Source organism: Campylobacter concisus, from assembly GCF_015230015.1.
Classification (GTDB): domain Bacteria; phylum Campylobacterota; class Campylobacteria; order Campylobacterales; family Campylobacteraceae; genus Campylobacter_A; species Campylobacter_A concisus_AF.
Map to the genome: position 1 here is coordinate 119,670 of NZ_JAAKZC010000002.1, position 24,283 is coordinate 143,952.

The 24,283-nt window shown below is 41.1% G+C and carries 25 protein-coding genes; 15 read left to right on the plus strand and 10 right to left on the minus strand.

Annotated features, from left to right (window positions below):
• Nucleotides 1–10 precede the first annotated feature (10 nt).
• The 5 genes from gap to G6W42_RS10440 all read left to right on the plus strand — a co-directional run bounded on the left by gap (nt 11) and on the right by G6W42_RS10440 (nt 4,160).
• Nucleotides 11–1,009: a type I glyceraldehyde-3-phosphate dehydrogenase gene (gene gap, locus G6W42_RS01860; protein WP_009294741.1), complete on the plus strand. Its 999-nt coding sequence runs from the start codon at nt 11–13 to the stop codon at nt 1,007–1,009.
• Between the two features lie 16 nt (nt 1,010–1,025).
• Entirely contained in the window at nt 1,026–2,225 is a 1,200-nt protein-coding gene (locus G6W42_RS01865) for a phosphoglycerate kinase (protein ID WP_194172729.1), read from the plus strand.
• Nucleotides 2,226–2,228: 3 nt separating this feature from the next.
• On the plus strand, nt 2,229–2,912 hold the full coding sequence (locus G6W42_RS01870; RefSeq protein ID WP_194172730.1) for a triose-phosphate isomerase: 684 nt from the start codon (nt 2,229–2,231) through the stop codon (nt 2,910–2,912).
• Between the two features lie 216 nt (nt 2,913–3,128).
• A complete protein-coding gene (fabI, locus tag G6W42_RS01875; RefSeq protein ID WP_194172731.1) occupies nt 3,129–3,947 on the plus strand; it encodes an enoyl-ACP reductase FabI in 819 nt (272 codons plus the stop codon).
• 78 nt (nt 3,948–4,025) lie between these two features.
• Nucleotides 4,026–4,160, plus strand: coding sequence for a DUF2625 domain-containing protein (locus G6W42_RS10440; RefSeq protein WP_242042556.1), 135 nt, complete (start codon nt 4,026–4,028; stop codon nt 4,158–4,160).
• Nucleotides 4,161–4,286: 126 nt separating this feature from the next.
• Here the strand turns inward: G6W42_RS10440 and dnaJ are convergent, their stop codons facing one another.
• A complete protein-coding gene (gene dnaJ / locus G6W42_RS01880; protein ID WP_194172732.1) occupies nt 4,287–5,429 on the minus strand; it encodes a molecular chaperone DnaJ in 1,143 nt (380 codons plus the stop codon).
• A 124-nt stretch (nt 5,430–5,553) separates the two neighbouring features.
• On the opposite strand from dnaJ, the gene G6W42_RS01885 reads away from it, so the two are divergent.
• The 10 genes from G6W42_RS01885 (at nt 5,554) to G6W42_RS01930 (ending at nt 13,937) form a co-directional block, all read left to right on the plus strand.
• Complete coding sequence (locus tag G6W42_RS01885; protein WP_009294394.1) at nt 5,554–6,225, plus strand: response regulator transcription factor; 672 nt, start codon at nt 5,554–5,556, stop codon at nt 6,223–6,225.
• The gene (locus G6W42_RS01890) at nt 6,222–7,478 is read left to right on the plus strand and encodes an ArsS family sensor histidine kinase (protein WP_021086841.1); all 1,257 of its coding nucleotides are present in this window, start codon (nt 6,222–6,224) and stop codon (nt 7,476–7,478) included. Before G6W42_RS01885 ends, G6W42_RS01890 begins: the two co-directional genes overlap by 4 nt.
• Nucleotides 7,475–8,047 (plus strand): recombination mediator RecR, encoded by a 573-nt coding sequence (recR, locus tag G6W42_RS01895; protein ID WP_194172733.1) that lies wholly within the window; start codon nt 7,475–7,477, stop codon nt 8,045–8,047. Before G6W42_RS01890 ends, recR begins: the two co-directional genes overlap by 4 nt.
• 83 nt (nt 8,048–8,130) lie before the next feature.
• Nucleotides 8,131–9,735, plus strand: coding sequence for an anthranilate phosphoribosyltransferase (gene trpD, locus G6W42_RS01900; RefSeq protein ID WP_194172734.1), 1,605 nt, complete (start codon nt 8,131–8,133; stop codon nt 9,733–9,735).
• Complete coding sequence (locus tag G6W42_RS01905) at nt 9,735–10,346, plus strand: phosphoribosylanthranilate isomerase (RefSeq protein WP_194172735.1); 612 nt, start codon at nt 9,735–9,737, stop codon at nt 10,344–10,346. The genes trpD and G6W42_RS01905 overlap by 1 nt, the downstream gene beginning before the upstream one ends.
• A complete protein-coding gene (gene trpB / locus G6W42_RS01910) occupies nt 10,339–11,520 on the plus strand; it encodes a tryptophan synthase subunit beta (protein WP_194172736.1) in 1,182 nt (393 codons plus the stop codon). Before G6W42_RS01905 ends, trpB begins: the two co-directional genes overlap by 8 nt.
• Nucleotides 11,513–12,262, plus strand: coding sequence for a tryptophan synthase subunit alpha (gene trpA / locus G6W42_RS01915; protein WP_194172737.1), 750 nt, complete (start codon nt 11,513–11,515; stop codon nt 12,260–12,262). Before trpB ends, trpA begins: the two co-directional genes overlap by 8 nt.
• Nucleotides 12,263–12,328: 66 nt before the next feature.
• Nucleotides 12,329–12,748: a chemotaxis protein CheX gene (locus G6W42_RS01920; RefSeq protein WP_107791023.1), complete on the plus strand. Its 420-nt coding sequence runs from the start codon at nt 12,329–12,331 to the stop codon at nt 12,746–12,748.
• On the plus strand, nt 12,745–13,062 hold the full coding sequence (fliN, locus tag G6W42_RS01925; protein ID WP_002942551.1) for a flagellar motor switch protein FliN: 318 nt from the start codon (nt 12,745–12,747) through the stop codon (nt 13,060–13,062). The genes G6W42_RS01920 and fliN overlap by 4 nt, the downstream gene beginning before the upstream one ends.
• Nucleotides 13,059–13,937, plus strand: a complete 879-nt coding sequence (locus G6W42_RS01930) for a hypothetical protein (RefSeq protein WP_194172738.1) — start codon at nt 13,059–13,061, stop codon at nt 13,935–13,937. The genes fliN and G6W42_RS01930 overlap by 4 nt, the downstream gene beginning before the upstream one ends.
• A 590-nt stretch (nt 13,938–14,527) precedes the next feature.
• Here the strand turns inward: G6W42_RS01930 and G6W42_RS01935 are convergent.
• The 9 genes from G6W42_RS01935 to G6W42_RS01975 all read right to left on the minus strand — a co-directional run bounded on the left by G6W42_RS01935 (nt 14,528) and on the right by G6W42_RS01975 (nt 24,282).
• On the minus strand, nt 14,528–15,976 hold the full coding sequence (locus G6W42_RS01935) for a Ppx/GppA phosphatase family protein (RefSeq protein WP_194172739.1): 1,449 nt from the start codon (nt 15,974–15,976) through the stop codon (nt 14,528–14,530).
• A gap of 3 nt (nt 15,977–15,979) precedes the next feature.
• Nucleotides 15,980–17,197 carry a sensor histidine kinase gene (locus G6W42_RS01940; RefSeq protein WP_194172777.1) on the minus strand — a complete coding sequence of 406 codons (1,218 nt, stop codon included), beginning with the start codon at nt 17,195–17,197 and terminating at the stop codon, nt 15,980–15,982.
• A gap of 38 nt (nt 17,198–17,235) precedes the next feature.
• On the minus strand, nt 17,236–17,907 hold the full coding sequence (gene hsrA, locus G6W42_RS01945) for a homeostatic response regulator transcription factor HsrA (protein WP_021091657.1): 672 nt from the start codon (nt 17,905–17,907) through the stop codon (nt 17,236–17,238).
• A gap of 76 nt (nt 17,908–17,983) precedes the next feature.
• Complete coding sequence (locus tag G6W42_RS01950; protein ID WP_002942574.1) at nt 17,984–18,310, minus strand: dihydroneopterin aldolase; 327 nt, start codon at nt 18,308–18,310, stop codon at nt 17,984–17,986.
• Nucleotides 18,307–18,918, minus strand: a complete 612-nt coding sequence (gene plsY / locus G6W42_RS01955) for a glycerol-3-phosphate 1-O-acyltransferase PlsY (RefSeq protein WP_021089007.1) — start codon at nt 18,916–18,918, stop codon at nt 18,307–18,309. The genes G6W42_RS01950 and plsY overlap by 4 nt, the downstream gene beginning before the upstream one ends.
• A 59-nt stretch (nt 18,919–18,977) precedes the next feature.
• A complete protein-coding gene (locus G6W42_RS01960; protein ID WP_194172740.1) occupies nt 18,978–21,266 on the minus strand; it encodes a helicase HerA domain-containing protein in 2,289 nt (762 codons plus the stop codon).
• Between the two features lie 8 nt (nt 21,267–21,274).
• Nucleotides 21,275–22,357 (minus strand): PilZ domain-containing protein, encoded by a 1,083-nt coding sequence (locus G6W42_RS01965; protein WP_194172741.1) that lies wholly within the window; start codon nt 22,355–22,357, stop codon nt 21,275–21,277.
• Between the two features lie 122 nt (nt 22,358–22,479).
• The gene (locus G6W42_RS01970) at nt 22,480–23,079 is read right to left on the minus strand and encodes a peroxiredoxin (protein ID WP_021086863.1); all 600 of its coding nucleotides are present in this window, start codon (nt 23,077–23,079) and stop codon (nt 22,480–22,482) included.
• 198 nt (nt 23,080–23,277) lie between these two features.
• The gene (locus tag G6W42_RS01975; protein ID WP_194172742.1) at nt 23,278–24,282 is read right to left on the minus strand and encodes a beta-ketoacyl-ACP synthase III; all 1,005 of its coding nucleotides are present in this window, start codon (nt 24,280–24,282) and stop codon (nt 23,278–23,280) included.
• Between the last annotated feature and the right edge of the window lies 1 nt (nt 24,283).

Consider the following 24,283-nt stretch of genomic DNA (forward strand, 5'->3'; position numbering starts at 1 on the left):
AGGAGCTAAGATGTCAGTTAAAGTAGCAATAAACGGCTTTGGGCGTATCGGTAGGTGTGCTGCGCGTATTATTTTAGAGCGAGATGATGTTGAGCTTGTCGCTATTAACGACACCGCAACAAGGGATATGACGAGGTATTTGCTCAAATACGACAGCGTGCATGGCGAATTTAAGCAAGACGTTAAGGTGATAAGCGACGATTTTATAGAAGTAAATGGCAAAAAGATAAGAGTTTTTTCTACAAGAGATTTAAACGAGCTTAGCTACGCAGACTACGGCGTGGACGTAGTTTTAGAGTGCACTGGCAAGTTTTTAACCACTGAAAAATGTGAGCCTTATCTTGCTCGCGGCGTCAAAAAAGTCGTCATGAGCGCTCCTGCAAAAGATGATACTGCTACATTTGTAGTCGGCGTAAACGACGATAAATACGCAGGCGAAGCGATCGTTTCAAATGCAAGCTGCACTACAAACGGCCTAGCTCCAGTAGCAAAGGTGCTAAACGATAAATTTGGCATCGTAAAAGGGCTTATGACTACGATCCACGCATATACAAATGGCCAGAGCCTAGTTGATGTAAAAGCTAAAGACTTCCGCCGCTCACGCGCAGCAGCACTAAATATCGGACCTACGACCACAGGAGCTGCAAAAGCGATCGCTAAAGTACTTCCAGAGCTAAGCGGCAAGTTGCACGGCCAAGCAGTGCGCGTGCCAGTGGCAAACGTATCAATGGTCGATCTAACGGCGGTTTTAAAAAGACCAGCTAGCAAAGAGGAGATAAACGAGGCGTTTAGAGCGGCTGCGGAGTCAAATTTAAAGGGAATTTTATTTGTCGATGACGACTACAGAGTTAGCAGCGACTTTTGCACAAGCACCTTTAGCAGCATCGTAGCGAGCGACACTACGCAGGTCATCGCTGATGATATGGTGAAGGTCTTTGCGTGGTACGACAACGAGTGGGGCTACTCAACAAGGCTTGTAGATCTTGCTAAGATCGTGGCTACAAAGTAAATTTAAAGGGTAAAAAATGAGTGATATTTTATCGATCAACGACCTTGAGCTAAACGGCGCAAAAGTCTTTATAAGGTGCGATTTTAACGTGCCTATGGACGAGTTTTTAAACATCACTGATGACCGCAGGATCCGCTCAGCGATACCAACTATCCGCTACTGCCTAGATAACGGCTGCAGCGTGGTTTTGGCTAGCCATCTTGGACGCCCAAAAAATGGTTACGAGGAGAAATTTTCACTTCAAGGCGTAGCAAAAAGGCTATCAAGACTTCTTGATAGGGAGGTGATATTTGCTGAAGATGTGATCGGAAATGACGCTAAAACAAAGGCTGAGGCGCTAAAGCCAGGCGAAATTTTGATGATAGAAAATTTGCGCTTTGAAAAGGGCGAGACAAAAAATGATGAAAATTTAGCAAAAGAGCTTTCAGAATTTGGCGAATTTTACATAAACGACGCATTTGGCGTTTGCCACAGGGCTCACGCATCGGTTGAGGCGATCACTAAATTTTACGATGAAAAGCATAAAGCGGCGGGATTTTTACTACAAAAGGAGATAAATTTCGCTCAAAATTTGATAAAACATCCGTCACGTCCATTTGTCGCAGTTGTTGGCGGTAGCAAGGTGAGCGGCAAGCTTCAAGCATTGCATAACCTTCTGCCACGTGTTGATAAGCTTATAATAGGCGGTGGCATGGCATTTACATTTTTAAAATCACTTGGCGAAAACATCGGAAATTCGCTCCTTGAAGAAGAGCTCATCGAAGATGCAAGGCAAATTTTACAAAAAGGCAAAGAGCTAGGAGTGAAAATTTATCTGCCAGTGGATGTCGTCGCTGCTCAGACATTTTCAGCTGAAAGTGCCGTAAAATACGTCCCAGCTCAAGAGATTCCAAACGGCTGGATGGGGCTTGACATAGGACCAGCGTCCATTAGACTATTTAAAGAGGTCATCGCAGATGCGCAGACTATCTGGTGGAACGGACCTATGGGCGTTTTTGAGATGGATAAATTTAGCAAAGGCAGCATCAAAATGAGTCACGCTATCATTGACACTCACGCGACAACCGTTGTTGGCGGCGGTGATACGGCTGACGTGGTCGAGCGCGCAGGCGACGCTGATGAGATGACATTTATCTCAACTGGCGGTGGTGCTAGCTTGGAGCTAATAGAAGGCAAAGAGCTGCCTGGCATAAAACCGCTTAGAAAAGAGGAGTAGGTCTTGAAATTTCTAGCGAATTTAAAGTGCAACCACACAAGAGAGAGCTTTAGAGAGTACGCAAAAATTTTAGACGCAAATTTAAGCGCAAATGACGATGTGAGCGTATTTGCGCCAGCTAGTGCCTTTGATGAAAAAAGGCATATGTTTAGGCTTGGGACGCAGAATTTCTATCCGTGCGAGAGCGGGGCATTTACCGGCGAGATCGGCAAGGCGATGCTTGATGAGTTTGGCATCAAAGATGTGCTGATCGGCCACTCTGAGAGGCGTGAAATTTTAAAAGAGAGCGAGGAGTTTTTGCGAGCGAAATTTGACTTTGCCGCAAAAAATGGTTGGAACGTGATCTACTGCATCGGCGAAAATTTAAGCACAAATGAAAGCGGAGCGACCAAAGAATTTCTAAGTCGCCAGCTTGAAAATATCGACATTGGCTATAAAAATCTAGTCATCGCCTACGAGCCGATCTGGGCGATAGGAACTGGCAAGAGCGCTAGCATAGAGCAGATAGATGAGGTGCTAAGTTTTTTAAAGACAAAGGCAAACGTGCCGCTACTTTACGGCGGAAGCGTCAATGCAGCAAACATCGCTGATATCGCAGGTATAAAGAGCTGCGATGGGGTGCTAGTAGGCACAGCCAGCTGGGATGCGAATAATTTTCTAGGGCTTATTAACGCGGCATCTCGCTGATAAATTTAAACGATCTTGCAAATTTCACCCTGTGACAGGCTATCTGCCTAGTCTGGGATGAAATTTGCTGCGAAACATTTAAATTTACCTAGCGATATATCCGCTTGTTGGTTTGTTTAAATTTCGAAACGCAAATTTAAACATCAGGAGTTGCGTGATACTGCCGCTATTAAATTTGGTTTAAAATTTGAATTGCAAAATTTTAAAGGAGAAATGATGATACTAAAAGGTAAAAAAGGTCTGATCGTAGGTGTTGCCAATGCAAAATCAATCGCTTACGGCATCGCAAAAGCTTGTCACGATCAAGGTGCGCAAATGGCATTTACATACCTAAATGACGCTCTGAAAAAGCGTGTAGAGCCGATCGCTGAGGAGTTTGGAAGCAAATTTGTCTACGAGCTTGATGTAAATAACCAAGCGCACTTAGACGGCCTTGCAGATCGCATAAAAGCAGACCTTGGCGAGATCGATTTTGTCGTGCATGCGGTGGCTTACGCACCAAAAGAGGCACTTGAGGGCGAGTTTGTAAATACCACAAAAGAGGCATTTGACATAGCGATGGGCACGAGCGTTTACTCGCTACTAAGCCTTACTCGCGCGGTCCTACCAGTGCTAAAAGAGAGCAGCTCGGTCCTTACTCTTACATATCTTGGCGGACCAAAATTTGTGCCACACTACAACGTCATGGGCGTTGCAAAAGCGGCACTTGAGAGCTCAGTTCGCTACCTAGCACACGACCTTGGCGCTAGAAATATCCGCGTAAATGCGATCAGCGCAGGTCCTATCAAGACGCTTGCGGCAAGCGGCATAGGCGACTTTAGGATGATCTTGCGCTACAACGAAGTAAACAGCCCGCTAAAACGCAACGTCACCACTGAAGACGTCGGCAACAGCGCTATGTACCTGCTTAGCGACCTAGCTAGCGGCGTGACAGGCGAGGTTCACTACGTAGACTGCGGCTACAACATCATGGGTATGGGCGACGTGGCTACCGATGCCGAGGGCAACACGATCCTAGCTTGGGACGCAAAGTAACTTACTGATATAAATTTGGCGGGGCGGCTCGCCAAATTCTTCTTTTAAATTTCACCAAATTTATCGCAAGGACAGAAAATGAGAACTTTGGACGAGCTTATAGAAGTAAATGAGCCAGGCTGGGCGCTGATAGACGAGTGGCTAAAAGATATGAAAAAAGATGGCGTTAATATTGATGAGTATTTTGATTCTTTGTTTAAGGGCGAGAAATAGGGTTTTGTAAATTTTTTACTTTTTTACAAATTTTAAAATTTGTGTGAAATTTACTTGTAAAAATTAGGATATAAAATTTATTTTGAAAGAATTTGTGACGCCAAATTTCACGCCACAAATTTAAATTTATTTTTTCTTTTTGCCTTTTGGCTCGTCTCCTTTAAACCAGCTTTTTATCTTGTCAAAGACGCTTTCATCGGTGCTTGACTTGCCTGAAACTATGCCAAAACTAGCTTGAAGTTTGTTTAAAAGCTCTTTTTGTTCGTCGCTTAGTTTATCAGGCGTTTGGATAGAAATTTGAGCTACAAGTCTGCCTTTTTTGCGTGAATTTACGCCCTTGATACCCTCATTTTCAAAGATAAATTGCTGTTTATCTTTCGCACCAACTGGCAGTTTTAGCTCTGCTTCACCGCGAAGTGTTGGGATTTTTATACTCTCGCCAAGAACAGCTTGGGTAAAAAATACTGGAATTTCTATATAAACGTCGTCATTGTGGCGGATAAAGTGCTTGTCGTCTTTTACATTTATGCTCACATAAAGATCGCCTTGAACGCCGTTTGCACCGATGTTGCCTTTACCAGCGACCCTCATCCTCATGCCACTATCAACGCCCTCTGGGATCGTGATCTTGACGCTTTGCTCTTTGATTTTATAAGCTTTTGCGTTGCAATCAGGGCATGGCTCGCTTATCACTTCGCCAGATCCGTGGCAGTATGGGCACTCTTGAACGATATTCATAAAGCCATTTCCACGCGTGATCCTGCCGCTTCCGCCGCAGTGCTGGCAAGTTTTGTTTTTGCCGTCTTTGCTACCTGTGGCGTTGCATGTTGGGCAAGGCACTTTTTGATCAAATTTGATCTCTTTTTCACAGCCAAAAACAGCTTCGTTAAACTCTAAATTTATAGGAATTTCAAGGTCGGCCGAATACTTTTCAGCTCGTCTTTTTCTCTGTCTAGAGCCACCACCAAAACCGCCTCCAAAAAACGAGTCAAAAATGTCTGAAAGATCAAAATCAGCGCTAAATCCGCCCCCACTGCCAAATCTGCCCTCAAGCCCTTCTTTGCCGTATCTGTCGTAGATAGAGCGTTTTTGCTCGTCGCTTAAAACCTGATAGGCTTCGTTTATCTGTTTAAATTTCTGCTCAGCCTCTTTGTCGCCAGCATTTCTGTCTGGGTGGTACTTTAGTGCGAGCTTTCTAAAGGCTTTTTTTATCTCGTCGCCACTTGCATTTCTTGAAATTTCAAGGATCTCGTAATAATCAAACTCCACATTTTTCCTTGTTCATTAAGCTTATTTTAAATGCGAGATTTTATCCAAAAAAGTTTAAATTTAAAAAAGAATTTACATTTTTGCCGTATAATCTCTAACTATTTTTAGTCAAAAGGAAAAAATTATGATTAATGTTTTAATGATCGAAGACGATCCAGAATTTGCACAAATTTTATCTGAATATCTTGATAGCTTTAATATAAAAGTGACTAACTTTGAAGACCCATATCTAGGCCTAAGCGCAGGGATAAAAAACTATGACCTGCTCATACTTGACCTTACTTTGCCAGGCATAGACGGCCTTGAAGTTTGCAAAGAAATTCGCCAAAAATACGACATACCTATCATTATAAGCTCAGCTCGCAGTGACATCAGTGACAAGGTAGTTGGACTTCAGCTTGGAGCGGACGACTACCTGCCAAAGCCATACGATCCAAAAGAGATGTATGCTCGTATCACAAGCCTTATTAGAAGATATAAAAAGACAAACGAAGTGCAAGAAGAGGTCGTTGATAGCGCATTTAGGATAGACGACAAGCGCCATGAAATTTACTTTAATAATGAAGCCCTTGCTCTAACACCTGCTGAGTATGAAATTTTAACCTATCTCATCAAACAGCACAGCTTTTCAGTATCTCGCGAGCAGCTAGTTTATAACTGCAAGAGCCTAAAAGATAAGGACTCAAAGAGCCTAGATGTCATCATTGGACGCCTTAGAACGAAGATCGGCGATAGCTCAAAAGCGCCAAAACATATATTTTCAGTTAGAGGCATAGGATATAAACTTATCGGATGAAATACTCCATAACCACCAAGATAACTATCATCTTTGCCATCGCTTTCTCGCTGATGTGCTTGCTTTTTGTGACATTTGCAAACATTCAGCAAGAAAGTGCCCTTGAGAAGCTAAAAGACAAACAAATAAGCGCTATGAACTACCTTGTGGCGCTTTACGAGCGTGGCAATCCCCCAAGAGATTTGGAGCACTACTTTAAAAATTTCAACCTAGAATATGTCGGCAACAAAAATTTAGCCACCTCAGTTACTACAAGCGGAAACGCCATTTTTACGCAGCACACGCCTCTTGGAATGATGCAGTCTGTTAATTACAAAGGTGATTTGTATCTGCTTATCAAAAATCCATCTTTTCAGCTGCTACTTGAGAGTAACGACGCAAGGCACGTAAATGACCCGCTTTGGGTGGCATTTTTGATCATCTCGGCTCTGCTTATCTCGCTTTATGTCTCGGTGCTTAGAAGCCTCTTGCCGCTTAGAAGACTTAGCAAAGATATCAGAAAATTTGCCAGCGGAAACATGGAGATGGCGATGACTGCTAGGCTAAATGAAAACGAGCAAGACGAGATCGGGCAGGTCGCAGTTGAATTTGACAACGCCGTTTGCAAGATCAGAGAGCTCATCCGCTCAAGGCAGTTATTTTTACGTGCGATCATGCATGAGCTAAAGACGCCTATTGGCAAGGGCAGGATCGTCTCTGAGATGGTCGCAAACGACACTCAAAAGATGAGGCTCATAAACGTTTTTGAGCGCCTTGAGATGCTTATAAATGAATTTAGCAAGGTCGAGCAGCTTCTTTCAAAAAGCTACGCGCTAAACTATCAAGAGTGCCATTTCTCGCTCATTTTGGAGCAGGTGCAAGATATGCTCATGCTTGATAAATTTGAAGAGCGAGTGAGCTGTGACATCAGAGATGACGTTATACTAAGAGTTGATTTTCAGCTTTTTAGTTTGGCGATTAAAAATTTGATAGATAACGCCCTAAAATACGCAGAGGACAAAAAGGCCATCTTGATCTGCGATAGTGAATTTATAGCGGTTAAAAATTTAGGCAAAAAGCTAAATCATCCGATTGATTACTACAAACAAGCCTTTGTTAGAGGCGATAAAGTGAGTGCGGGAAGTGGCATGGGGCTTGGACTTTACATCATCGAGCAAATTTGTCAGATGCAAAAATTTGAGCTTGCTTATGACTATGAGGATGGCTATCACGTCTTTAAAATTTTACTTCGTGCAAAGGCAAAACGAGCATGAAAAGGGGCCTAGAGAAATTTAACGAGCTAACTGAGTCTTTTGCTAAGCTACCAGGTGTTGGTAAAAAATCAGCCGCGAGATTTGCCTACTTTGTCTGTATGCAAGATAGCTTTGCAGGGCTAAGGCTTGCTCAAAATATCGAAGATGCGGTGAGATTTATCAAGCGTTGTGAGCGTTGCGGTGGGCTAAGCGAAAATGAAATTTGCGACATTTGCAGCGACGAGAGCAGGGACAGCGAGGTCATCTTGCTAGTTGAGAGCCCAAAAGATATCTTAGTCTTTGAGCAAAATGGCATTTATAACGGCCTTTACTTTGTGCTTGACGAGATCGACGAGGAGACGATAGAAAGGCTACGAAGTGCCATCAAGCAAAATGGCTCAAAAGAGGTCGTCTTTGCCTTTACGCCAGGGCTAAATTCAGATGCTCTTATGCTTTACGTTGAGGATAAGCTTGGCATGAGTGAAATTTCATTTAGTAAGATCGCTCAAGGTGTGCCAACTGGTGTAAATTTAGAAAACGTCGATATGCTATCGCTCTTAAAAGCCTACGAGAGCCGCACAAAAGCCTAATTAAAATTTCTTTTAGTTATAATCTCACCTAAATTTATAATATTTAGTCCGTGTAGCCGCCGCTAAATTTAAAAGGATAGAGATTGATTTTACTTATAGATAACTACGATAGTTTTGTCTTCAACGTCGAGCAGTACGTAAAAGAGCTCACAAATGAAGAGGTTAGATGTGTTAGAAACGACAAGATAACGCTTGAAGAGATCAAAAAACTAAACCCAAGTAAGATCATCCTAAGCCCAGGGCCAAAGCACCCGAAAGATAGCGGAGTTTGCTTAGAAATTTTGGAGGCGGACCTTGGCGTACCAGTGCTTGGAATTTGTCTTGGACACCAAGCCATAGGACTTAGTTTTGGCGCAAAGATAAAAAGGCTAGACGACCCACTTCACGGCAAAACCTCGTTTATAGACGTTAAAAACAAAGAGCCACTCTTTGCAGGGCTACCTGAGCGATTTGAGGTTATGCGCTACCACTCGCTCTATGTCGATGAGCTCCCAGCTAGCTTAAGCGCTGATGCAGTGAGTGATGATGGCGTAGTTATGGCACTTAGCGTTAAAGATAAGCCAATCTTTGGCATCCAGTTTCACCCTGAGAGCTACTTCACACAATACGGCAAAAAGATCGTTGAAAATTTTGTAAATTACAAAGCAAAAGATGAGGTAAAAGAGCCTAAAATCCGCTCACTCAAGCCTTATCTTATCAAGCTTCAAGAGAGCATACCGCTTGATGATAGCGACTTTGAACAAATTTGCGAGATAATAGCTAGCAAAGAGTACGAGATCGTGCAGCTTTCAGCACTTTTGGTGCTCATTAGCGAAAAGAGTCTATATCCAAAAAGCCTTGCTGCACTTGCGAAAAATATCCTAAAATACTCGCAAACCTACCGCGACGATACGCCTATGATCGATCTTTGCGGCACTGGAGGCGATGGCTTTAAGACGATAAATATCTCAACCACGGTCGCATTTATCCTTGCAAGTCTTGGCATAAAGGTTGCAAAACACGGCAACAAGGCCGTCTCAAGCAAGTCAGGTAGCTCTGATGTGCTTGAAATTTTAGGCGTAAAGAGTGAAAAATCACTCGCAAAACAGCGTGAAAATTTAGCTAGTAAAAATTTAGCCTTTTTCCACGCGCCATTTTTCCATCCATTAGTTGGTGAGGTGCGAGAGGTGCGCCAAAGACTTGGCATAAGAACCGTGTTTAACGTGCTTGGACCGCTTTTAAATCCAAATTTAAACCTTACAAATCAGCTAGTTGGCGTCTATCACAAACCAGTTTTAAAACTTTACGCCCAGACGCTAAAAATCCTTGGCAGAAAGCACGCTCTAGTCGTTCGTGGCGATGACGGACTAGACGAGATTACGCTTTGTAGTGAAACGAGCGTTGTGGAGCTAAAAAATGGTGAAATTTTTGAGTACAGCATCACGCCAGAGCAGTTTGGCTTTAAAAGAGCGCTTCACAGCGACATAGAAGGCGGCACACCTGAAGAAAACGCCAAAACCTTGATACGCACGTTAAAAGGCGAGGAGCAGGGGGCGAAATTTGACATCGTGGTCTTTAATGCGATGTTTGTACTCTACGCAGCTGATGGCGCAAAGAGCCCAGACGAGGCCAAAAAAATGGTGCTTGAGGCGATAAAAAGCGGCAAGGCATATAAATTTTATGAAGAGTTTATAAAGGCGCAAGCGTAATGGCGCTAGTTAAAATTTGTGGTATCAAAACGCTAGATGAGGCAAGTGCGGTTTGCGCTTTGGATGTTGATTTTATCGGACTAATATTTGCCAAAAGCAAAAGAAGGGTCGAGCTAAATTTAGCTAGGCAGATAGCGAAATTTGCTCACAGCAAGGGCAAAAAAGTAGTTGGTGTTTTTGTTGAGCAAAGTGATTGCGAGATAATGGAAATTTGTCAGTTTGCGGGGATTGATGTGGCTCAGATTCACGGAGTGGTGAGTGAAAATTTGCATACAAATTTAAAAGATATGGGGCAAGAAATCTGGCAGGTTTTTAGCGTGAAAGATAGCTTGCCAGAGGTTGATTTTAAGCATTTTGACATGGCGCTTTTTGACTGCAAGGGCGAAAATGCAGGTGGCAATGGCACTAGCTTTGAGTGGGAAATTTTAAAAGAGTTTAAATTTAAATTTGGCATGGCTGGGGGCATAGGCGAGCAGAACATCAAAGAGGCGCTGAAATTTAAGCCATATCTAGTCGATATCAACTCAAAAGTCGAGGACGAAAACGGCATAAAAGATGCGCAAAAGATAGAGAGAATTTTAAAGATCATAGGTGAGGTAGAAGATGAATAGTAAAGCATATTTTGGAAAATTTGGCGGGCAGTTCGTGCCTGAGACAGTAATGTTTGCACTTGATGAGCTAGAAAACGCCTATGCTAGCATCGCAAAGACAAAAGAATTTAAAAACGAGCTTGATGATCTGCTTAAAAACTACGTTGGCAGGCCTAGTCCGCTCTTTTTCGCAAAGCGCCTAAGCGAGCACTACGGACATGAAATTTATCTAAAAAGAGAGGACCTAAACCACACGGGCGCGCACAAGATAAACAACGCTCTTGCTCAAGCGCTGCTTGCCAAAAAGATGGGTAAAAAGAAAATTTTAGCTGAAACTGGAGCTGGTCAGCACGGCGTGGCAACAGCGACTGCGGCGGCACTTTTGGGCTTAGAGTGCGATGTCTATATGGGTGCTACGGATGTTGCTAGACAGCAGCTAAATGCCTTTCGTATGCAGCTTCTTGGAGCAAAGGTGGTGAGCGTTGAAGACGGGCTAAAAACGCTAAAAGAGGCGACTACGGCGGCCATACAAGCGTGGGTAAATGAGATAGAGAGTGCATTTTATGTCATCGGCTCAGCCGTTGGCCCGCACCCATATCCAAAGATTGTGCGTGACTTTCAAAGTATTATTGGTACGGAGGCTAAAGCCCAGCTTGCAGACTACGGCAAAAAGGCCGACTATATCATCGCCTGCGTTGGCGGCGGCAGTAATGCTATTGGCATTTTTAGTGCGTTTTTGGACGATGAGAGCGTAAATTTAGTAGGTATCGAGGCTGGTGGCCTTGGCATAGAGACGCCTTATCACGCAGCTACGCTTACTAAAGGCAAAACCGGCATCATCCACGGCATGAAAACGACCGTCTTGCAAGATGAGTACGGTATGATCTCGCCAGTTCACAGCATCTCAGCAGGACTAGACTACCCTGGCATCGGCCCAGAGCACGCCCACCTAAACGACATCAAAAGGGTAAAATACGAAGCAGTAACCGACGATGAGTGCATAAATGCCTTGTATTTTTTAAGCAAGATGGAGGGCATCATCCCAGCCATCGAGAGCGCGCACGCACTGGCATATCTAGAAAAGCTTTGCCCAAAACTTGACAAAAAAAGCGTCATCGTCGTAAATGTCTCAGGCAGGGGCGATAAGGACATAAACACAGTTATCGGCTACGAAAAAGGAAAAATTTATGGATAAGATAAGAAGCGCATTTAGCGGCAAAAAGGCAAACATCGGCTACATCGTGGCTGGATATCCAAGCTTAGAGAAAACGAAGGAATTTTTAGAAAATTTAGATGAGAGTACGCTTGATCTAGTCGAGATCGGCATACCTTACTCTGACCCACTGGCTGACGGCAAGCTCATCGCACAAGCTAGCTTTGAGTCGGTGCAAAAGGGCGTAAATACGGACGCTGTCTTTAACACGTTAGAGAGCTGCAAGGCAAAAGTGACAAAGCCACTTGTTTTTCTGGTCTATTTTAATATCATCTTTGCTTACGGTGTGGATAAATTTCTAAAAAGATCGGTCGAGGCAGGAGTTAGCGGCTTTATCGTGCCAGATCTGCCTTGCGAGGAGTGCGAGGAATTTGCTCTAAAGTGTAAGGAGCTAAATTTAAGCCTGATACCGCTCATCAGCGTCACATCTGGGGGCAGGGCGGATGGAATTTTGAAATTTGGCTCAGGATTTATCTACGCTCTTGGTGCGATCGGCGTTAGCGGCTCAAAAAGGGCTGATGAAGATAGGATAAGAAATTTAGTCCTAGAGCTTAAGAAAAAGAGCGATCTGCCAGTAGCTGTGGGCTTTGGTATCAAAAACAAAGATGATGTTAGCGAAGTGAAAAAATATGCTGACGGAGCGATAATAGGCACGCAAATAGTCAAGCTTTTTGCGCAGCACAGCGGAAAAGAGCTGATAAAAGAGATAGATAATCTCTTTTAAATTTATAGCTAATTTAGTAAAGCCAAAGTATAATGACCTGTGCATTTCAAGTCTTAAGGAAGAGATATGAGAAAAGTTATAGATGAAGCCACAAGCTATCTTTGCAAGGATACTTTGGGGTTGGATTTAGAGTTTGGCAAGAGCCTTGGTAAAGGATTTTACGGGGCTAGCATACCAGTTTATAAGGGCAAAAGCGAGTATCAGTTTTATCTATTTTTTAAAAAAGATACTTTAAAAATTTTCATGAATGCCTTTTTTGGTCACGAAGATGTTGATGGTGGCGATCTGGACGATCTTTGCAAAGAGATAGCCAATCAGATCATCGGCAAGGCTAAAAATCTGCTAAATGAAAAAGAGCCAAATACTTATAAGCTTGGAACGCCTGAGTTTTTGGGCGAGGTTGAGAATTTTGGCATAAAGCTAAAAGAGAAATTTATATATAAGATAAAAAATAGAACATTTCAAATAGGCTACAAGATACAATGAACGATGAAGGTGCGATAGAGACACTAGAACAGCTAGGGCTTTTTAAGAGCTATGACGAGCTTATGGATATAAGCGTTGATTTTATAGCTGAGCTAGGAACTACCACAGTTAGCATAAATGAGCTTTTGAAATTTGAAGCTGGCTCGGTCATAGATCTCGAAAAACCAGCTGGCGAGAGCGTGGAGCTATATATAAATAATAGAATTTTTGGAAAAGGCGAAGTAATGGTTTATGAGAAAAATTTAGCCATCAGGATAAATGAAATTTTGGACTCAAAGTCAGTTATTCAGTACTTCAAAAAAGAACTTTTATGAGAATAATATTATTTTTTATACTTTTTGTGACACAAATTTTAGCCTCAAACTTGCTAACATATAATATCTATGAGCGCACCGACAGGGTCGATATCATGCTTAGCTTTGATGCGCCTTACGAGGGCAATATCTTTCAAAAACGTGAAAAAGACACAACCTCTTTGATACTAAATTCACTAAGCTACGATCAAAGCGCGAGCAAGGATATAAACTCAAAGATCATTCAAGAGCTAGATATTGAGCCAAAGCAAAACTCTTTAGTTTTAAATTTACGCTCAAACGATGCGATCATCGTAAATGCTTCAAAGACAACAGATAGCTTCGGGCTTCGCATCAGAGTGACACTAAAAAACACAAAAACGCAGGTACAAAACATGCCTCAAGCAAGCGCAAAGATAGAAACTGCTAGCACGCCAAAGGCAGAAAATGAACCTATGGTTAATATTGATTCGAGATATTTCATCGTCCTAAGTGTGCTCATCGCGCTTCTTATATTTTTATATGTTTTTAAAAGATATATCACTTCAAAAAGTAGTGATTTTAGCGGGTTCAAAACGCCACAAAATCAACAACAAAATGACACAAAGTCGATGAACTGGCTGCTTAAAAACCAAAATAGTGGCGTCAATATCATCTATGAAAAATACCTTGATCGCACAAACAAGCTAATGCTTCTAAGCTACGAAAATAGGCGCTATCTAGTGATAGTTGGCAGCTCAAATGTCATGCTTGATAGCTTTGGTGAGGATAAGATCCAAAATGAGCAGGACTTTGCAGTTTTCTTTGAGGAAAATAAGAAAAAACTTGGTTCATTTTTACAAGAGCGCCAAAATAGCCTAAATAACTACAAAGACAAAATGAGCGGGGAATTTTAATCCCACTTTGTTATGACACTAAAATTTTAAAATTTCTCAGAAATTTTTGTAATAAAAACGCATGTTGCATGGTAGTGCTATCGCATGCACTTCTAACGTGTGATGGTTTTTACTGTGGCTTCGTCTCGTAACTGCAAGCAGACAGGGGATTTAAAAAAAAAGGGGGGGGATAATAGGACGGCTTTGTCTCCCTTTTGAATAAAAGAATTTATAAATTTAAAGTTGCGATTTCAAAAATAGAAATTTACTATTTTGCAAATTTTAAAATTTCACTCACTCCTAAGAATTGACTACTAAAATTTGGCTTCGCTTATCGCTTAGCTCAAATTTTAGAGCCGAAATTACTCGTTCATGAATTTTTAAAATTTACCTGACACTCGCCTCATTTAACAAAGCAAATTTACAAATTTTAAAACTTTACTCATTCTCCTTAGCAGGCTGCTAAATTTAGAAGTATGATATGCCAGCTCTAATTTTAAAATTTGATAGAGTTTTTTGAAAAAAATTATGCAATGTGATAGTGCTAATGGTTAAGAGGGTAAAAATGGATAAATTTAAAATATGTAAATTTGATTGAAAATTTTTTAAATTTATACAAACGAAATGGCAAAAATTTCAGGTTTTGCGATCTTTTTTATCTCTTCTTTTGCCATGGTAAATTCTTTTGCTCCCTCTATTTTTAGCGTATGGCCACTAAACTCAAAGCTTAAATTTAGCTTCTCACAGGTTATATCAAGTGCCTTGGCTAGCGCAAGGATGAAGCTTAGCCACCTTACACACTCAGCCTTTGGTAATAAATTTTTATACTTTTCAAACTCATAAATATTTTTCTTGCCATTTGTGCCTATGACTGCGGCTATTAGTGTCTTTTGATCGTGTGAGAAGCCGTAATTTAGGGCATTTAGTATGATATAGGCCGAGTTTTTGTGATCGCCGTAAAAGCCTATCTCTTGACCGACGTTGTGGAGTTTTGCGGCAATTAGTAGCGTCTTAAGATAGCTCTCATTTAGTCCATGAAGCTTTTTAAGCGCCACAAAAATATCCTTTGCGTATCTTGCCACGGCTTTATTACAAGAGAGGATGAAGCGATCTTGCAGGCTTTTGACGCTCGGGTTAAAATTTTCTGGAAATTTAAGACTTGGACGCAAAAAGTCTTTTAAAAAGACGCCCTCTCTTACACCAACGCCACTTGTGATGACGTTTTTGGCGTTTAGCGCCTTGGCAAGGGCTAAAAATATATGCGCACCCTCTCTGATGGTGTCATATCTATCTTTTTTTATAGGGAATTTATTTAGTTCAAGCACGCTAACGTTTGCGATGCTCTCGATGTAGGCTTGCTCGTCGCTAAGCTTGTAGCAAAAGCCATGTAGCGACGAGAGCGGATATAAATTTTTGCTCATTATGGCTGATGAGATCGCTCTTAAAGAGCCGCCGATCGCTATTAAATTCGGACACTTAAATCGCTCATATATCTGCGCCGTGATCTGCGACAGAAATTTTGGTAGTTTGTTTAAATTTTTCTTATCAAAGAATAGCTCTTTTAGCCTCACTGTACCTATATCAAGCGAGAGGACATCGACTATCTTGCCGTTACTTATCCTAGCAAGCTCTGTTGAGCCTCCGCCTATGTCGATAGTAACGCACTCAGCTAGATTATGAAGCAAATTCTTAGCTGCTATCGCTCCAAAAGTGGCCTCTTCCTTGCCGTCAATAACTTTTAAATTTATGCCAAGTTTTTTTCTTAAAAGCGAGATCAAAACGCCTGAGTTTGGAGCATCTCTAAGCGCTGAAGTGCCGACACATAGGACTTTGGAGCATTTATAGCTTTTTATGATGTTATCAAATTCGCTAAAAGCTTTGATGGCTTTTTGCATTGAAGCTTCTGAAATTTCGTTGTTTGAACCGTATCCACCTTCGCCTAATCGCACTTTTGTTTTGTATTCGGCTAGTATAAAAAATGCTAAGCGTGACGTGCGCTCAAATATCGCCATACGCATAGAATTTGAGCCAAGATCGATCACTGCGGTTCTCTTTGCCATTTTTTATCCTTTTAAATTTAAAACGAGGCTTGCAACTGCTCCGTTTGTGTTCTCTCTATTTTTGATAGATATCTCAGCTCCAAGTGCCTGTGCTGCGCCTTTTGCTAGAAATAGTCCAAGTCCAGCACCACCTTTGTTGCCGTATCTTTTAAATGGAGCAAACAGGTCCTTGCTCTCGTCTATGCCCACGCCTTCGTCGGCAACCTCGATGATAAATTTGCTCTTTTCAAGTCTTGAGCTAATCGTAATCGTGCTATTTTTTGGAGAAAATTTGATAGCATTTTGGACGAAATTTTGCACGATGTGAGTTAGTAGGCTAGTTTGGATATTTAGGTTAAAAATTTCAGGTTTTAGATCAAGTGCGAGATTTTTTTCTTCACCTTTTGCGAGCACTTCGTAGTTTTTGCCTAGTTTTTTTATAAATGCTATAACATCGGTATTTACTGGCTCTTCAAACTGCGCACCCTCCTGACGACCGATCTCAAGGACTGAGCCTATCATAGCGTTCATACCGTTGATCGCTTCGTTGTTTGATTTTAGCGCTTCTATGTATTTTTCGCTCTCGCGTGGTTTTAAAAGCGTAACTTCGTTTTTGGTTTTCATAACGGCAAGTGGAGTTTTTAGCTCGTGTGCAACGCCTACAAAAAGCTCTTTTTGGTATAAGACAAAAGTTTGTATGCGAGCAATTAGCCTATTTATGCTATTACCAAGTGGCAAAAACTCATCTGGCAAGCTTTTGATATCAATCTCTTTTAGAAATTTCTCATCTAAATTTGTAAGCTTGTGACTTAAAATTTTTATAGGTATTAAAAGCATTCTTGATAAAAATAGTGCATAAAATAGCACCAAAAGTATCGCTGTGACATTTACGATTATAATATCTATAAAAATTTCTTCGACTATCTGGCTTTGAAGCGTCGTCTCTTTTTCTAGGACTAAGTAGCTGCTGTCATCTAGCCTTGTTGTTAGAGTGGTTATGCTCTTATCTTTTATTTTTTGCATCACAAGGTAGGGCTTTTCGCCTTTAAGCTCGCCCGCTTTTACGGTGGCTAAAGTTTTGTTTGGGATTTCTATAGTAAAAGTTTTTAGATTGTTGGGATTAAAATTTTGTGGATTGTTTTTGTAATCTGCTGCTTGCTGATTTAGTTCATTAACTACGCTTTGAAAAACGGTGACTCTTATGTAGTGATAGAGCATCACCGAAACAACGGCAATTAGCATCATCGCACCAGATGCTAATTGCAGTATAAATCTATTTCTTAAGCTTTTTTGGGAAAGCAAAATCTATATCCGCGTCTTCTAACAGTTTCTATTGTTGAAATATTTAGCGGTTTGTCCATTTTTTGGCGGATTTGGTTGATAGCAACCTCGATAACGTTTGGAGTTACGAGCTCTGGCTCTTCCCAGATAGCGTCAAGTAGTTGCTCTTTAGATACGATTTGATCTGAGTGTCTTGCAAGGTGAGTAAGCACTTCAAATGGCTTGCCTTTTAGCTCGATGTCGCGGCCAAGATAAGTGATCTTCTCTTCGTCAGGGTTGATGATAAGCTCGTCTATCTTGATGATATTTGTGCCGCCAAAGCGTAGTCTAGCCTCAAGTCTAGCTACTAAAATGTCAAAATCAAATGGTTTTTTGATATAGTCATCAGCACCAGCTCTAAGTGCTTTTATCTCGCTCTCTTTGTCGTCTTTTGCAGAAAGAACTACAACTGAAGTGCGTGGAGATTTATGTTTTATGATGTTTATAAGATCAATGCCGTCGCCATCTTGAAGCATCCAGTCAGTCAAAACTAGGTCGTAGTTTCTGATGCCGATGTAGTACTCAGCGTCTTTAAAATTTTCAGAGCTATCTGTCTGATAACCAAACTCTTGCAACCCCTCAGCAATCGTCTTATTTAGCGTTACTTCGTCTTCTACTATTAAAATACGCATTTCTTTTCCTTAAACTAAAATTTATGGTCGATTGTATCATAAATTAAGAAATATTTCAAGATACTTTAATAAATTTTTAAAAAACAGTGCTGATTTTTGCACCGACAATTGCATTTGGTAAAATCTCGGTTTTTAAAATCTCCATATCCAAACTAGTAAGTGAGCTAAACCTCTCTTTTAGCGCTTTGCAGGTTGCTTCTAGTGACTCTTCTACGCTTTGAAATTTCATCTCATTGTAAAATTCTTTTATAAAATCAGCCACCAAAACATAATCAATCAAGCTAGTTGAGCGAAATTCTAAGCTTACTTTTACCTCTTGCTTTGCAACTCGCTCAAAGTCAAACATCCCGATAACAGTTTGAAATTTATAATCCTTAATGATCGTTGTTATTTCACTTTTCATACGACTTTTTGCTCCTTGCCTGAAAGCAGGCGAACGATATTTGGTATGTGTTTATAAACCACCAAAAATGCAATGATAAGGATCGGCGCGTGAGTGTAAATTTCATCAAGCTCTGGGTGGATGATAAAGCTTGATGCGATGAGAGCTATCAGCGCGCATAGCGAGGCTAGAGAGCTTATCTTTAAAAATTTACCGACCAAAAACCAAACGACAAGAGCGATTATTATCTCAACTGGCAAGAAAAATGCGAGCACGCCAGCTCCGGTTGCCACGCCTTTGCCACCTTGAAAGCCTAAAAATATAGAAAAACAATGCCCCGCAACGCTTAAAACTGCCATCGTCCAAAGCACGCTTTGGCTAGCTCCAAGCAAAGAGGCTATGATGAGTGGCAAAACACCCTTTAAAACGTCACAAACTACTGTTAAAATGGCTAGTTTTTTGGCGAGTTTTGGGTTTGTTTGCTTTAAAACCCTTAAAACATTTGTCGCGCCTATGCTTTTGCTGCCCTCTTTTTTTATATCAACATGTCCGAAAATTTTTGCTAGTATGAGCCCTGATGGGATGCTACCAAGCAGGTAGCTAACGGCATAAAGTATTAAATTTTGCATATTTTACCTTTTAAATTTAAAGAGAAATGATAATAAAAAAATACTAATTTTTTTATAAATCATCTCCACAAAAGCACGACTTTTTTGTCGTAGATGTCGCTTTTCTTTGGCGAAATTTGCGTTTCGTTTATCGTGATGTTTTTAACATCATTTGCCTCTTTTAGTGCATCGCACTCTTTTGCAAATTTCTCTTCAAGCTCGCTTATGGCCAAATTTATATCATTTACACTTTGCTCGCTAAGCTTGACGTCGCTTCGCTCTTTTAAGACCTTGTTTGCACTCCTAGCACTTGAGGCGATCTTGCCGGCATTTTGGCGAGATAAGAGCTTGTTGCCAAATAGCGCTCCAAATATGCTTGCGCCTATATTTATAGCTGCGTCAAGGCCGCTTGTGGTCATCTCTTTTTGCTCTTTATCAAGCTTTGCAAGGGCTTTGCTTAGCTTATCTTGCAAGCTCTTTTGCTCTTTTTCAAATTTAGCCGTGAGTTTTGCGGTTTGCTCCTCTAAAATTTCGTTGCACTTATCTTGAAGTCTTATGAAAAACTCCTCTTTTGACTCGTTTTCTTTTGAGTAAATTCCCATCGCCTCAAAGGTGTTAAATTTGAAATTTCTATACAAAAACTCTTTAAAATCTTTCTCTAAAGCGTCAAAATTTTTAGCGCTCGTTATGAAATTTGGCACAGCAGCAAAGCTTGCACCGCTTGGTTCATTTTCGCTCGCATCAACGTGCATGCCTTCGCTAGCCTCGCTCCAGTTTGGCTCTTTGTCGTTTTCACTAAGCTCGTAAAGATAGCTCACCTCACAAACGCTATCTATGCTTTTTTTGGTGTCATAAATTCTCACTTTTGCGTTTGCTAGTAAATTTGGTGTGAGGCTTTTTGAGTTAGCATAAAGCTGCGTGATCGCACTTGAGATGATAGGTTTTGCGCTAAATTTCATTTCGCTTTTATCCACGCTTTGACTACTTAAATTTTCTTTTTTGTCTTTCATCAAATTTGAAATTTGCTCGCGGCTTAGCGGGCCTTTTAGATAGCTAAGTGCCCAGCGCGTGGAGATGACGTTTAGGCCGTCCTCGTTTATATTTTTGAGTAAGAAATTTCTTTTGGCTAAATTTGATATGAGATTTTCAAGTGAGGCTTTATCTAAGCTCGAGCCTGCGATGCCGCTTAGGCCGTCGATCACGCGGGCCTTATCCTGCGCTGTTTGAAGGCGGCCGATGAACCAAGTGCCGATGTTGCTAAGGCCTTTGTAGTCAAGATCGACTGGGTTTTGCGTGCTTAATACGCAGCCCAAACCAAATGCACGGGCTTGTTTTAAAAGTGTGAGCATAGGCGTTTTTGACGGAGGGTTTGCGTTAGGCGGAAAAAAGCCAAAAATTTCATCCATATATAGGATCGCTCTAAGTGAGCTAGTGCCCTCTGTACCGCGCATCCACGCGATGATCTCGTTTAGTAAAAGGGTGACAAAAAACATCCTCTCAGCGTCATTTAGGTGTGAGATCGTAAAGATATTGCACTTTGCTTTGCCGTTTTCGTCAAAAAGCATCTTTGAAATTTCAAGTCTAACGCCCTGCGTCCAGCCCTTAAAGCTTGGGCTTGCGATGAGCGCGTTGATCTTCATGGCAAGCTTTAGACGCTCACTGCTTGGATAGAAGGTATCTACGTCAAAAACGCCTATCTTTTTAAACGGCGGATTTGCTATGAAATTTATGAGCTCTTCGATAGTGACGTCTTTTTGCTCTTTAAATTTAGTCTCAAAAATGGTTGAGATAAGCAGCTGTTCTTTTGAGCTCATATCCTCAGAACTCATACCAATAAGCGAGAGTACCGAGGCTGCTAGCGAATTTATATAGTTGCTAAAAATTTCCTCGTCATTGATATTTGGGTAGGCAAAGTCGCTAAGTAACGCCACACCTATGCCAGCTGAGCTTTTTGGAGTGTAGATATTAAAGCTAGCGCTATCTTTTAAAATTTTTACCCGCTCAAGGTCTTGAAAGCTCGACTCTATGCCGTTTCTCCAAAGCTCGGCCTGAGCGGCGGCAAATTCCTCTACGCTTTGACCTTTGTTTGCAGCCTCTACTTCATCGACGTATGGTAAAAAATCCTCCGCTCTCATCTGCGGAAAGGTGAGGGCTAAATTTGTGATATCGCCCTTTGGATCGATGATGATAGAGGGGATGTTGTCTATGCAGGCCTCTTCTAAAAGTGTGATACCAAGGCCTGTTTTGCCACTGCCAGTCATACCGATAATAGCTGCATGGGTGGTAAGGTCCTTGTTTTTATAAAAAAATGGCTCTTTATCTTTTAGTCCGATGTAAAAAAGTTTTAAATTTTCTTGTATGGTTTTCACTAATTGCCTTATTCGTATAAATTTATGCGTGAGCGAAGCTCGTCAAGTGTCTCTTTGACGCGCTTTTGCGTGAAGTCTTTTATCGTTTTGTCATCATCAACTAGCTGCATGCAGTATCTGATGTAGCCCTTGTAGGCTAGCTCAGTGACAAGTTTTAGCTTTAAGGAGACGTTTTTTACTTCATCTGGTGAGAGCAAGATGTCAAAATTTGCCTCTAACTCTTCGCCATCTTTAAAATTTGTAGCTTGTGAGCTCAATATACTTATGCCGCCCTCTGAGATGTCGTAAAGGCTGCCAACAAGCTCGCCTTGCTCTCCTTTTAGAGAAATTTTGGTAAAGCGGTTTGGTAAGACGCGCTGGAATTTTCTCTTGTTTGCATGCATGGTCGCTGTGCGCGAGAAATTTGAAAGAGTGACGCTTTTATCGGCGATATTGTAGTCGATGATGTCGGCGCGAAGTTGCTTTGAGAAGAAGCTATTTGGCAGGATAAAGCCCTTGCCGTCTTGCTTCATAGCTAAAATTTGCATCATATCTACGCGAAATACGACACTATCTTCTCTAACTTCTAAAATTTCTGCTTCATATTTTATATTTAGACCGTCGTATAAATTTAAAAACTCAGGACGGACTTTGGCGTTTTTCATGCGTGTAAATGTATTGATCGGATCTTCGTAGAAAAATGAGCCAGTATCGATCATTTCTTTTACTGTAGTCTCTTGGTGATCTTCGGCGTTATATAAAATTTCTTTCAACCTTGAGATGGCATTTACAAAGTAGCCTACATAGACTGCATCGTCGCAGGCGTGACTAAAATTTAGTGTCAAATTTAAAAGTAGGAAATTTATAAGGTCGTCTTTTGCGTTTAGTTTTGGTATTAGGCTGTTTAAGTCGTCGCGAATTTGTGTGGCATCTGGCTTTTGGATAAGAAGTGCGTCAAAGATACTCTCAAGGCAAATTTTCATCTGCTCGTGCGGCACCACAAGGGTTAATTGTCTGCAAAATTTGATGCCCTCATCTATAAATTTAGCTCTTAAACCAAGTATGCAATCCTCGCAATTTTCGACAAGTTCTTGCCTGCCCTTAAACTCCATGGGGTCTCCAAAAAAGGTTATTTATTAAAACATTGCTATCATATATAAAGTTATATTAAAAAAATATTTAAATTTGTGTAGAGAGAGAATTTCTAGGCAAAGCTGCCTAGAAATTTGAATAATTATAGTTTGCTTTCGTTGTGTGAAAGGTAGTCAGCAACACCTTCAGTGCTTGGTTTCATACCAGAATCACCTTTGTGCCAGCCAGCTGGGCAAACTTCGCCGTGCTCATTTGTAAATAGCATAGTATCTACCATTCTGATCATCTCATCGATGTTTCTGCCAAGTGGTAGGTCGTTTATAACTGCGTGGCGAACTGTGCCGTCTTTGTCAAGTAAGAATGATCCGCGAAGTGCTACGCCAGCGTCTTCTAGAAGTACATCAAAGCCGCGAGCGATTGATTTTGTCATGTCAGCTACGATTGGGAAGCGAACTTTGCCGATACCGCCTTTGTTTACTGGAGTCTCTTTCCATGCAAAGTGTGAGAACTGGTTGTCGCAAGAGACTGCGATAACTTCGATACCGCGTGACTTGAACTCATCATATCTTTTATCAAAAGCGATGATCTCGCTTGGGCAAACAAATGTAAAGTCCATTGGGTAGAAGAACACAACAGCGCCCTTTTCGCCGATGTTTTTGTAAAGGTTGAAATCATTTACAATTTGATTATTTCCTAAAACTGCTGCAGCTGTAAAGTCAGGTGCTTTTTTTGTTACTAACATTTTTTCTCCTTAATAATAAATTTTATTGATTGCAAAATTATATCCATAAAAATTTAAATTCTAATTAAATAGATCTGGAAATTTAAAACATTGTAATTTTAATATGCATTTGAAAATGAATGGAAATTTTTTAAAAATTTATAGAGGGTGTCGTAGAAATTTTATTAAATTTAGAGTTTTGGGTGCAAAAGCGGCTAATTACAGATCGCTAAAATTTTTCCCGCCAAATTTTAGTATCGCTGAACCCCAAGTAAAGCCACCACCAAATGCGTCAAGAAGCAAAACTGAACCATTTTTGATGCGTCCATCCTCGTAAGCATCATTTATCGCCATCGGGATCGAAGCAGAGCTTGTGTTGCCGTACTTTGCAACTGTCAAAACGCACTGCTCGTCAGTGAAATTTAGCCTGTTTTTTACAGCGTCTATTATCCTGATATTTGCTTGATGGGGTATGAAAAAGTCGATATCTTCGCTTTGCATTTTGTTTGCGTGTAAAATTTCTATCACGCTTTTGCTAAGCGTTTGAACCGCTATCTTAAAGACCTCATTTCCGCTCATGTGGATGAAATTTAGCCTATTTTTTAGTGTCTCTTCGCTAGCTGGAAATGCACTGCCACATCCTGGAGTTATCAAAAGCTCAGCCTGTCTGCCGTCGCTTGCAGTGTGGATGTCAATGATCTCGTTTTCTTCGCTCGCACTTATCACAGCAGCACCAGCTCCGTCACCAAAAAGTATGCAAGTGCTTCTATCTGTGTAGTCGATCATCGAGCTTAGTTTTTCAGCTCCTATGATTAAAACATTTTTCTTAGCACCACTTGTAACAAGGGAATTTGCAAGCTCTAAAAGATAGATAAAACCCGTACAAGCCGCGCTTATATCAAAAGCTGTAATGCCAAAATTTAAACCTAAATTTGCAGCTATCTTACAAGCGGTTGAAGGCATGCAAAGATGATCTGGAGATATCGTAGCACATATCACTGCATCGATTTGTGATTTTTCAAGGCCTGAGCGCTTTATAGCTAGCTCGGCAGCTTTTGTGCCAAGGTCGCTTGTTATCTCGGTTCTTGCGATGTGTCTTTGCTCTATGCCAGTTCGCTTTACTATCCACTCATCGCTCGTATCGACCATTTTTTCAAAATCAAAATTTGTTAAAATTTTTTCTGGGACATATGACGCAATGGAGATCAATGAAGCTTTTGGCATA